1 pseudogene is annotated in these 218 nt (G+C 65.6%); it reads right to left on the reverse strand.

The features are described from left to right. A pseudogene (locus ACMUVN_RS33435) lies at positions 1 to 218 on the reverse strand (hypothetical protein); the annotation flags it as partial.

A 218-nucleotide genomic window follows, 5' to 3' on the forward strand; every position in this document is an offset into this window, starting at 1 on the left:
CTCGATATTGGCGCCAAGTGTATAGCTTGCCAGGTTCGTGCGGACCGTGTCGGTCCCCTCGCTGGCGCTTTCGGTGACGCTGTCGCCGGCATTGTCGACGGCATAGATGTCGTCCCCCGCCCCGCCGATCAGCGTATCGGCGCCGGCGCTGCCATTCAGCGTGTCATTGCCGGCACCGCCGGTGATCGTGTTGGCGAGCGCATTGCCGATGCCGGTGA

This window comes from Rhizobium sp. IY2, from assembly GCF_047532935.1.
Classification (GTDB): domain Bacteria; phylum Pseudomonadota; class Alphaproteobacteria; order Rhizobiales; family Rhizobiaceae; genus Rhizobium; species Rhizobium anhuiense.